General features: G+C 39.9%; 6 protein-coding genes. 2 read left to right on the top strand and 4 right to left on the bottom strand.

Going from position 1 to position 11,808, the window contains the following annotated elements; translation table 11 throughout:
* Positions 1-4: 4 nt before the first annotated feature.
* The 4 genes from MTO98_RS14845 to MTO98_RS14830 form a co-directional block, all read right to left on the bottom strand.
* Positions 5-3,307: a VCBS repeat-containing protein gene (locus MTO98_RS14845; RefSeq protein WP_243487406.1), complete on the bottom strand. Its 3,303-nt coding sequence runs from the start codon at positions 3,305-3,307 to the stop codon at positions 5-7.
* Between the two features lie 70 nt (positions 3,308-3,377).
* Positions 3,378-4,916 (bottom strand): RagB/SusD family nutrient uptake outer membrane protein, encoded by a 1,539-nt coding sequence (locus MTO98_RS14840; RefSeq protein WP_243487405.1) that lies wholly within the window; start codon positions 4,914-4,916, stop codon positions 3,378-3,380.
* 10 nt (positions 4,917-4,926) lie between these two features.
* Positions 4,927-7,968 (bottom strand): SusC/RagA family TonB-linked outer membrane protein, encoded by a 3,042-nt coding sequence (locus tag MTO98_RS14835; protein ID WP_243487403.1) that lies wholly within the window; start codon positions 7,966-7,968, stop codon positions 4,927-4,929.
* A 505-nt stretch (positions 7,969-8,473) separates the two neighbouring features.
* Positions 8,474-10,084 carry a DUF6377 domain-containing protein gene (locus MTO98_RS14830; protein ID WP_243487398.1) on the bottom strand — a complete coding sequence of 537 codons (1,611 nt, stop codon included), beginning with the start codon at positions 10,082-10,084 and terminating at the stop codon, positions 8,474-8,476.
* A gap of 468 nt (positions 10,085-10,552) precedes the next feature.
* On the opposite strand from MTO98_RS14830, the gene MTO98_RS14825 reads away from it, so the two are divergent.
* Together MTO98_RS14825 and MTO98_RS14820 are read left to right on the top strand one after the other, a co-directional pair.
* Positions 10,553-11,149, top strand: coding sequence for a hypothetical protein (locus MTO98_RS14825; protein ID WP_243487397.1), 597 nt, complete (start codon positions 10,553-10,555; stop codon positions 11,147-11,149).
* Between the two features lie 175 nt (positions 11,150-11,324).
* Positions 11,325-11,747 carry an RNA-binding protein gene (locus tag MTO98_RS14820; RefSeq protein WP_243487395.1) on the top strand — a complete coding sequence of 141 codons (423 nt, stop codon included), beginning with the start codon at positions 11,325-11,327 and terminating at the stop codon, positions 11,745-11,747.
* The last annotated feature ends 61 nt before the right edge of the window (positions 11,748-11,808 follow it).

Here is an 11,808-nt window from a genome sequence, read left to right as displayed (position 1 = left end):
GGTGTTAACGTAGTTCATAAGCTTTAAGCGGTTCGTCATTAATGCCAAAAAGGAAATATTCCTTACCTGCAGCATTCTTGATAGCTACCGACGAGCGTACCTGCCCATTTAAATTGAGCCCCGTTTTTGCAGCAGGAAAATAAGTAAACCCATTTTCCGTGTATTGATATACCAAGCCGCGATTGGCATCCAGCCGGCCAACTTCGGGTTTAAACCCATAAAAGTTACCTCCTAAAATGATCTTTTTAACGCCTGTTTTATCAAGATCGGCACACAAAATGGTGTTTATCATGGATAGCTGAGCATCGGCAGGTAGCGGCTTGCAGATAAACTTACCGCCTTTATTCAAAAATACGGCCGAAGCAAGAAAATTCATCTGGTGAGTTTCGGCGCCTTCAAGCATATCGGCGGTAAATACCTCAGTAAACGGTTTGCCTGCGTAATCTGCATATCGCAAAAAGCGCTTTTTCAAAATTGGCATCTGGCCAACTAAATCGGGCTTCATATGAAAAACATAGTTTACACCATCGCTTTTATACATGGAAGTTACACACTCTTTGGTACCATTATTATCAAAGTCTTTTATATGAACCTCCATTGGCTGTTCAAATGATGCCCTGAATTTTGAATTGAGGCCAATATTGCCGCCGACAATATCGAGGGTACCGTCGCCATCCACATCAGCAATTTCAATACTACTCCACCAACCCTTATAATTAGCCAGCTGCTTATCTTCAATAAACTTCCCTTTATTGTTTTTAAAAATCCTGATCCCCATCCAGTTCCCGGCAACTATCAAATCGGGTGAGCCATTTTTATCAATATCGGCCCATTTTGCAGCGGTTATCATACCAAGTTTTGTATCAGAGCCTAATACGGCTTTTGAAACGTCGGTAAAATGCCCGTCGCCATCGTTATGAAAAACAAATGATTGAGGCGAACAACCGTAAAGCCCGGGAACACTCCGCCCCCCAACAAATAGATCGGGCTTGCCATCATTATCATAATCGGCCGAAACAATTACCGAGGCGTTAACAGCGGCATGCAATGTCCTATCAGCGTCCCTGTGAAAATTCCCTTTGCCGTCATTTTCAAAAAAACGTGGGTTATAAACCGGGGTTTCGGCCTCATCAGCATTACCACCCACTCCTATTATCAGGTCCTGATCGCCATCTCCGTCAAAATCGCCAAACACAGCGCCCGCGTTTTCGAGGTATTCCTGCTTTTTAAGATCATCGGGAATGGTTTGTTTAAACCGCCCGTCTTTTTGTTGAATATAGATAGCGGCGAAACCATTTTTTGAACTACCAAAATAAAAATCCTGAAGCCCGTCACCATTAACATCAGCAGTTGCCATGTACGGGTTTTCTGTCGATAACATTTGGAGCATGAGGCGTTCGTTATCAAAATCTATAAAATCATCCTCCCTGTGTTTTGGGATACTGTCAAATACTGATTGTGTGATATCCTTAAATAATGTTTTAACAACAGGCTTTGCCCAGTTGTACTTCAAATTGGCATCAGCCTGCTTTACAACGTAAACTTTATCTGCATTTACATTTTTAAGCAGTTGATAGGCATTACCCGGCCATATCACCTGTACCGAATCAATCAATTTGTTTTTACCTGTACCAATGGTAAGTAAATTGGGCGATGTACAGCTTTGAAAACCACGTGTAGGCTGGTTATAATAAATCATTGAACTGCCTTTCGTAAATACTTTTATCGTAGTGCCTACCCCAAAAGTATTTTGCCCTGCACCTTTTAACTTTAGCTGAATATAATGATTGCCATTTTTTTCGGCATTGCTTTTAAAAATTGATACCGGCGAATTTTCGTTATTTACAATAAGGTCATTATCACCGTCATTGTCTAAATCTGCATAAGCAGATCCATTGCTAAACCCGGGCTTATCCAATCCAAAATCAATGGATTTATTAGTAAATGTTAGGTTGTGGTTATTTAGGTAGGCATAGTTTGACACCGGATTTGAAGCCATCTTATCGGTAAAATCCTTATAATCAAATTTCTTTCTGCCTTCGGCTATTTTGGCCATGTTATCGCGGTTACCTAAAAACTCGATATAATCCTGATCGGTGAGGTCTTTATAAATTCCGTTTGATACAAAAATATCCTTCCACCCGTCATTATCCATATCAAACATCAATGCCCCCCAACTCCAGTCAGTTGCGGCTATGCCCGAATAAAATGCAGTTTCAGAAAAGGTACCGTCGGTATTACGTACCTGAAGGCAGTTTTGCATATACTGATTATAATAGCCATCGCGCTGCTTAGCCTTAATCACGTCGTATGATTCAAATGAGGTTATCTGTTTTACGCGCTTATCCCCTTCGGGCAGCATCTCGGTGGTAAAAATATCATATTGTCCGTCGTTGTTAATATCTGCTATGTCCGACCCCATAGATGCCAGGCTCAGGTGCCCCATTTCATTTTGTACATCCTCTTTAAATGTTCCGTTTTTTTGATTAATATAAAGATAATCGCGTTCAAAAAAATCATTGGATACATAAAGATCTGGGTATCCGTCCTGGTTAATATCGGCCACAGAAACGCCTAAGCCAAAACCGATATCACTTGAATATATACCCGCTTCTTTAGTTACGTTAGTAAAATGACCACCGTCATTGCGATACAAGCGTGCGCCGCCCAATTCGTCTACAACAGCACGTAAATTTTTACTAAAATCAAAAGATTCTATCGGCCTGAAAGAGTTATTTAATACAAAGCAATCCAGATCACCGTCATTATCATAGTCAAAAAAAATGGCCTGGGTAGATAAACCATTATCTACCAGGCCATACTTTTCAGCTTCTTCCTTAAAGGTACCATCATGCTGATTAATAAATAATTCATTGCCCTTTTCATTACCGCGGGCATTACCGCTATGGCAAACATAAATATCCAGCCATCCATCGCCATTAATATCAACCATGGTGGCACCAGTGCTCCAGTATTTAGTGCCTTTAACCCCTGCCCTGTCTGTTATATTTTCAAATTTCCAGTTTCCTTTATTGATATAAAGCTGGTTGCCCCCCATGTTTGATGTTAGGTAAACATCATTAAGGCCATCATTATTAACGTCACCAATTGCCACGCCGCCACCGTTATAATAATTACGATAGGTGAACGCATTGGTACGGTCCCGATCATTCAATTGATTGATAAAATTGATACCTGTAGCCTCATTATCCTGCAAGGTAAACAAGGTTTGCTTGCTACTATTATTGCATGAAAATAATATAGTGATAGCGGTAAAAAAAGCGATCAGGGGTAGTTTTGGAAGCATATAAATCAGGTAAAAACAAACGTAGCGGAGTTTTCCGCTACGTTCCTTTCAATCAAATAAATCTCAAATATTAATAACCTGGGTTTTGTTTAAGGTTAGGATTGGTATCAACCGCGCGCTGAGGAATTGGATAAATAGTTTTGGTTTTATCTGTTTTTGCAGGGCGCTGATCAACCGGATCATTAAATTTCTCAAAACGGATCTGATCATTCCTTCTCCAGCCTTCCCAATAAAGCTCACGCCCTCTTTCGGCAAGCATAACGGTTAAATCAACTGTAGTAGCAGCAGTTGCGCCGCGAGGTACACGGATAGAGTTAACAAGCTGTAAAGCCGTTTGCCCCATTGGATCAGTACCACCGCGTAAAATAGCCTCTGCTTTTTCAAGCACTACGTCGGCATAGCGCAAGATCACGTAGTCATTGTCTTCGCCAGAGTCAGTCACAGTTCCATCGGCATTTGGATGAGGGAAGTATTTAAATACCCTGATACCCTGTGCTTCTGTTGAATAATTCAGGTTAACAGCTTCGGTAAACACCAGTGGCTGGCCCCCTCTTTGTTTCAAAGCTACATGGCCCGGGCCATATTGTTGCCCAACTGCAAAACCGGCACGTAAGCCAACTTTATCAGTTAAGCCCGGGTAATCTACACCCCTGCGTTCGTCTGTAGGCTCAAATGATTTATAGAAATCGGCCAAAGTAGTAAAGCCATTCCATCCATCAGGTGTCTGGTTGTAGTGTAAGCCCATTTTCCAGCGATTTTTTGATGATGCCGGAACATTTGTTGGTGTGTTATAGATACCAAAAATATTTTCATGCGACTGTTGGCTGTTATCCCATGCAAAGTCCTGGAAATATTTCCCGGCAGGCTCCAGGGTGTACCCTGCTGCTGTAACCTTATTGGCATATTCAATAACCTTATCCATATCGGCCTTGGCAAATGTAAACGGACCGCCAACGGTAGTAGCTGTATAAACAGCTTTGTTCAGGTATATTTTAGCAAGCAGTGCCTGAGCCGCCGCTTTGCTTGCAATACCAATATTGGCTGATGTGGTAAGGTTAGCCTCAGCAAATTCAAGGTCTTTGATAATAAAAGCCGTAGCATCAGGCCTGTTATAAACAATCGGCGTTGCTGAATTTGGTGCTTCCGGATCGCGGTATGGTGCCTGGCCATATAAATCAACAACCTGGAACATAAAATAAGCACGTAAAAAGCTGGCTTCAGCCTTGATCTTGTTATCTGTAGCCCTTTGTATAACCTGGCTTGCCCGGTATACGCCAATATTCAATTGGTCCCAGGTATCACTTACCTGGTTGTGTGATGGCGTCCAGGTATGCGTGTGGAGTTTACGCCATGTACCAAAATCGCCCCAGTCTGTACCGCGGGTTGGGCCCATCATTTCGTCGGTAGGATGCTCTTGCAGGGCATAAGTATTGGCCTGATCTGTTTGACCAAATAGTTGAGAATATACACCATTCAAATCTGATGGTGATGAAGCTCCTCCGTTATCCACGGATACGGAGCCATAAGGAGTTTCTTTTAATTTTGCACAGCCTGCAGCGGTTAACAGAATTATCCCACTTATCGCGGCTATTGATGCTCTTCTTTTCATGTTAATATTTTTAAAAACCTGCATTTAAACCTAATGTAAATGTGCGTGCACTTGGATAAGGTGTATAATCGATACCACGTGAAGGGACACCGTTACGCTCTTTGTTGGTATTCACTTCAGGGTCAAGACCACTGTAGCCTGTGATCAGGAATAAGTTTTGACCTGTTAATGATACCCGCAAAGTTTTAATTGTTTTACCTTTTAATGGTACGGTATAACCTAACGTAGCGTTGCTTAAACGCATGAAATCGCCTTTTTCAAGGAAGCGGGTTGACACCTCGCCAGAGTTAAGCGGATTTTCGTTTGTTTCGGCTACTGCCTTGGTTACGTTACGACCGCTAACCAGGTTACCTTTATAGAAAAATGCGTTGGCTGTGTTATTGTATATATAAAAGCCGGTTGCTCCGTTTAACAAAAAGCTTAAGCTAAAATTTTTGTAACTGAAGCTGTTGGTTAAGCTTGCCACAAAGGTTGGCAGCGGGCTTCCCTGAGGCGTGGCCACGTCAATACCTTGCGGATAGATACCAAAACCGTTGGCGTCAAGACCTGAATATTTAGGTACGTTGAATGAGTAAAGCGGGTAGCCATCGCCAATAAACTGAGCATAAGCACCTGATAAACCCTGACCATCAATATTACCAGTAATAATGTTACGGCTGCCAAAGTTTTTTACGCGGTTATTAATGGTGGTCATGTTATATGATATATCCCAGCTAAAATCCTTGTGATCTATGGCCGCAAAATTTAAGCCTAACTCGATACCTTTATTTACTACCTGACCTGGCAGGTTGATCCATATTCTTGGAAAAGGGGCCGGTTGTGCTAAATCCTGGTAAAATAAGATATCAGTTTGCGATTTGTTATAGTAATCCAATGTACCGGTTAAACGTCCTCTAAACAGGGAGAAATCGATACCGGCTCCATAAGCTGTTTGTGTTTCCCATTTCAAATCAGGATTTTCGGCATTCAACTGCGAATTTGCTGTACCTGCATAATTTGTTTGCCTAAGCCTTTTTGACGCGTATGAAGGGAAATCCTGGTTACCTGTTTTACCCCAGTTTAAACGAAGGCTTAAATCATCAAATACACCTTTAGGACCAAAACTTTCCTGGCTTATGCGCCATTTAAACGCAGCAGCAGGGAAATTAGCGTAGTGATGATTATCACCGAAACGGGACGAACCATCGCGCCTTACAGTACCGGTGATGATGTACCTGTCTTTATAAGTATATTGAGCACGTACAAAATATGATTGAAGTGTGTAACTACTGCTATCCAAACCGTTACGGTTACTAAAATCATGAGGCATATGATTTTTAAACTGATTGAAATCATGTAAAAATTCACCGGCGGTTGGTGTACCCCAGGCAAGGTTGCCCCTGTTAAAGTTTTTAAACGTTTGGTATGAATAACCCAGCAAGGCTGTTAATGCGCTGTTATTACTCCACTTTTTATCATAATTCAGGGTATGCTCTGTAGTTAAATTGGTAAGCTTGTTGTGAATCAGGATACCGCGGCCGTTCCCGGTTGCAGAAGGCACTTTGAAATCGCCAATATTAGCTTCATCAGTATAGCCAACAATTTTTGAATCGTAATAAGTTTCCCGCTGTCCCCTTGATATATCTGCACCAAAGTTGCCTTTGTATGATAGGCCTTCAACTAACTTTAAGGTCATGGTTAAGTTGTTCAGATACCGGTTGATATTATCAGTATCATCTATCTGGTTAAGCATTGAAACCGGGTTTCTGAAACTGTTGCCTTTAGGGAAACCATTTTCATAACCGTTAATGTTATAATACCGGCCTTCTGAATCAAATACAGGGATAGTAGGGTTAGTTTGGATCATCGCACCAATCAAACTACCATTAAAGCCAGCATTGTTGGTAATAGGCGCAAACCTGTCTTTTACATTTGAAAACAAAGATTGCAGGTCAAATTTTAAACGTTGATTAAAAAATGACTGCGAAGCATTAATACGGGCTGTAAAACGCTTTAACTCGCTTCTTTTAACAATACCTTGCTGATCGTCATAAGCGAGTGTTGCACGGTAGCTACCAGTATTGTTTCCACCACCAAAACCTAAATTATAGTTTTGTGATACGGCACTACGGAAAACCTGTTTTTGCCAATCGGTATTACCGCCATAGTCAATACCACCGTCGGCAAGCGGACCAGCGTTTGAACCAACACTGGCTACACCTTTTAAAAATGCATCCCGGTTAAGCAAATCGTACTTTTTGGCGGCATTTGCTATACTGGTGCTTGCGCCAAATTGTATGCCTTGTCCTTTTCTGCCTTTTTTGGTAGTGATGAGGATTACACCATTGGCACCACGTGAACCGTAAATAGCCGAAGCAGATGCATCCTTCAAAACCGAAATATTTTCTATATCGGCAGGGTTGATAAACGCCAGCGGATTACGGGCAGATGAACTACCTGCACCGCTGTCAAAACCGCCCGAAGTGCCGCCATTGTCAAGAGGCACACCATCCACAACGTATAGCGGACTCGTACCAGACCTGATTGAACTTGCACCGCGGATGTTAATGGTAGCCCCAGCACCGGGCTCACCGCTTGATGGCGTTACCTGAACACCAGCTATACGGCCTTGCAGCAATTGCTCCGGAGTAGCGATAACACCTTTGTTAAAATCTTTCGCACCCAAAGTAGCTACCGAACCAGTTGCATCCTTAACTTTTTGGGTACCGTAACCTATTACCACCACCTCGTTCAGCGCGCGGTTGGCTTCTTCCATCTGTACATCAACAGATGTCCGTCCGTTTATTGGAACTGTTACATTCAAAAAACCGACATAAGTAAACGTAAGACTTGTGGCATTTGCGGGAACAGAGATCTTGTATGAGCCATCTGTAGCACTTATGGCCCCACCTGATGCACCTACTGCTGTTACCACCGATACCCCTATTAACGGGGAACCATCTTTTTTGTCGGTCACTTTACCTGTTATTACCTTATTCTGGGCCATAGCTGGCTCCATCAAAAAGACAAATACGGCAAAGAAACATACTTTGAGTAAATGTTTAATTTGCATAAAACTTGAGATTTAGTTGAATTGGTTGTTGTTTGGGTTTAGTTTTTAACCCGTAATAGTGAATTTATACATCAGTACAACCCATGCCTGTATTATTCAGATATCATCAATGATAATAATCCGAAGTATAAGCACAAATACAATGAAAACAATCCGGTACCAAGTGGATTAGCAGGTTAGTACAGGATAAGGTTAACAATAATCAGTTGTTTAAAAACGTAATGGTTTACAATTATTACAGGTTAAATTCTAATGCAATTTAATTATAAATAAACTCAGAAAAAGGTTTACGACGGTTAGTAAAGGTGAAAATGACTTATTTTAATATTTTTATAAACTTTTTCGATGTTTTTCAAACTCAAAATACTAACAATCAGAATTTTATTTAAAATCAGCAGCAAAAAAATATAATGCTTTTTTAAGCTTTTATAATACTTTTATGCCAATAAAACTGCAATCATTGGTAAAATAACGGATTTTTCAAGGCTATATTTCGCCCAAAAAGCTAATCATAGTCAAATGCTTTGATGTCCATAATACGTTGCTCAAACTGATCAGGGTTCAAAGACTTTGCCTTTATCCTCATTTTGTAAACGTAAATTGTATTGACAGAATATTCCAATATTTTGGCAATGGTTTCATTATCTGCAATACCCATCCTTATAAGTGCGAATATGCGGAGATCGGTATTTAATACTTCATCCTCTTCCGGCCAGATCTGATCCTTTTCGGCAAAGAGACTGTTAAATACCGTTATGAAATTAGGAAAGATCTTTAAAAAGATATGATCAAAGCTATAGTACAGGTTTTCCCTTTCTTTTTTTATGTCAATACCATCTACAAACGTATGAATGGCGTCATACTTTTTCATGGAGAGCTTAGCATCAATGGAAATCTTCAGGTTTTCAAGCTTCACTATATATCCCGAAATAGCTTTAAAAAACTGCCCGATATATTCCTCCTTAATTTTTGCATCTTCTATTAGTTTTCCGTTGATATGGTTCAGCTGTACATTTTTACCCTCAATGATTGACTCTTTGATCTTTAGCTTTTTTAATTGTTTAACTATCATCACCAGGAAAAAAACTACCAGTATGGCAAGTGCAGTAATAACCAGCAAAAACATCAGGAAACGATTTTTTTGATGTTCTGTGTTATTGAGTTCGGCAGCCGCTATTAATGGTAATATCGCCCCTATTTGTATTTTACGCTGGCGCGCGCCATAAAAATCAGCATCTGCCTTAGCAAGCTGAATAAAGCTGTAGGCATCTTTGATATTATCCTGTTTATATAAAAGTTCGGCAAGGGTAAATAGGGCTACTGTTTCGCGAGTTGACGATTTTACGTCGGCAATTGCGGATTTGATCATCAGATTCAACCCTTCCTCCGGCTCATTATCCTCCAAACATATTGCTCCTAACGAGCATGAAACCATTGCACGTAGATGCATAGAAATCGGCATGTCTCGTTCCAGCAATTTCCTGAACCTTAAACGCCCCTCTTTGTAATCCTTTTTTTGGTAATCCTGCAAGGCAAGCAGGTACGTGTGCATGATGTGGTCATTACCACAAAACGAAACCGCCGAATCGATATATTTGTTGCCTGCAGAAACATAATCGGGAGTGAAATACTTGTCATTACTATACTTTGCAAGGTCATAATTACATCTGCCTAAAAAAAAATAATAATCAACCTTATCGGCGCTGCTCAATGCTTTCACATCAACTTTACGTAAGTAATCAAAAGTTTCGTTAAACATGCCCGACGAAAGGAGAATGAAAGCCATCTTAACATAGCTATAATATTCTCTTTTTTTGTTTCCCGTTGCCTTGCTCAACGTTATCATTTTATCGACATAAACATAGGCCGAATCAAACTGATATGATTTGTATTCGGTATAAAGTTTATCCCAGGTATCAAACCGGGCATCATAATCGGCTTGTGATAGTTTTGACTGGTATGCTTTTAACTTTTGGATCCTTACATCTTTAGCACCATCGTATACATTTTTCTTTGCTATTTCATTTTTCAATTCCTCAAGTAAAGTGTTAGTATCAGTTAACGCATTTGCCGAAAAACAAATCAATAAAAAAAGCAGGCAGAAGAAGTATCTCATTTTTGTTGCAAAGGTTTTTAATAATATGCAGCCGACCACATCATGTTTATCAAGCACAAATCAAATACTTGAATAAGTTATTAAACGTCAACTAACAGGCTATCATTTGAGATAATTGCATGCTTATCTCAGGTTTATCTTCTCAAATATATGGATTTGAAGTATTGCTAATGCGTTTTAGTTTTGTTTTTTAATCTGTAAAAGTCGCGCTGTTTAAACCTGGTATATTTTCAGTTGAATTGGCCCAAACATCATTTGCAATAATTAATCTTTGGTTAATTAAATTGGACACGCGTATAAATTAATGCTTGATTTCTATACACTAGAAGTTATCTCAATTAAATTTATTGCAATAATTTCAACTATATAAACTCAAAACTTTAAAAATTATATAAAAGTTAATGCAAATCATTTATAATGATGCAGTGGCACCCGGCTTGTTTTGCTACCGTAAAACCCTGACACATTATGAAAACATATTATGAAGCATCAAACGCAGTGTTAAAAAAGTTACTCATTGCAATTGCCTGCCTTTTGCCGGCGCTGGCCTTTTCCCAATCTAAAACACCAGGATCGATTGAATATTTAAAATTCTGTAACGGAATTAACGGACTGACCCTTGGTGAAGATATCAGTCAGCTACCATCTTATAAACTTACTTATTTAGATAATGATGATAAGCCAGATGCCGATAGTTGTGTGCGTTATCAGTATAAAGACAGTAGCTTATTAGCGCTGGGAGATAGCTTACTGTTAGATGCGGTGGGCTTCCGCACTTATAAAAATAAGATAGTTAACATTTATCTCTTTTTTAAAATGCCCGATGCGTACAAAATACTTGATAATTTCTTGAAAACGTATGGGCCATTTACCGGGCGTCCGGATAATTATGCCGATATTTATAACTGGGACACAAGTGCGTTAAATTTATCACTAAGATACCAGGTAAAAACGGAAATGGGGGTAGCTATATTTAGCAGCAAACGCCTTGAACACGCATTGGCGGCAGATAAACCCGGTTTGATCATCAAAGATGCTTATCAATCATTCTCTGTTTTGTATTGATGCCTTGCAACCCTGTCAAAAGGCACAAAAATGCCCCTTTTATATCATTTGTGACGCGTTAAGAGCAATTTATTAAATAAACTTTGGTTTTAACAGGAAAACATCCTTTATTTAAAAAAAATCAAACGAAATTTGTGTACGGTGGTTATCTATCATCTTTAATCTCAATTTATAAATGGTCAAATTATTTGTAGGCGGCTTTCCTCTGGAAATGACAGAGCTGGAACTTGTTAAAATGATAGGTCCGCATGGCGATGTGGAAACGATTAAAATTGTACGCGATAAAAAAACAAGAATATGCAAAGGGTACGCATTTCTGGAAATGAAAGACCGTACGGGTGCTGAAAATGCTGTGATAGCATTAGATGGTACTCAAATAGCAGATAGGGTATTAAGCGTGAAAATAAACGATGACTTTGTTAAGAAAAGTCCTCCACCCCGCAAATCATTTGGATACGGCAACAATAATAATCGCAATAGCGGCAATAGGGACAGTAATCCCCGAAATTATAATAGCAGTAACCAGGGCGGCTACCGGAGTAATAATGAGCAATCGCCGGCTGGCGACAGGCCAAGGAGACCCAGAAAGACGATGTAAACCATATCTTATAACAAAAAAAAATCCCGGTCAATATAAATTGACCGGGATTTTTTTTGAA

This window comes from Mucilaginibacter sp. SMC90 (genome assembly GCF_022811725.1).
Classification (GTDB): Bacteria; Bacteroidota; Bacteroidia; order Sphingobacteriales; family Sphingobacteriaceae; genus Mucilaginibacter.
Note: the sequence above shows the minus strand (reverse complement) of the source record. Positions and strands in the feature narration are given on the sequence as shown.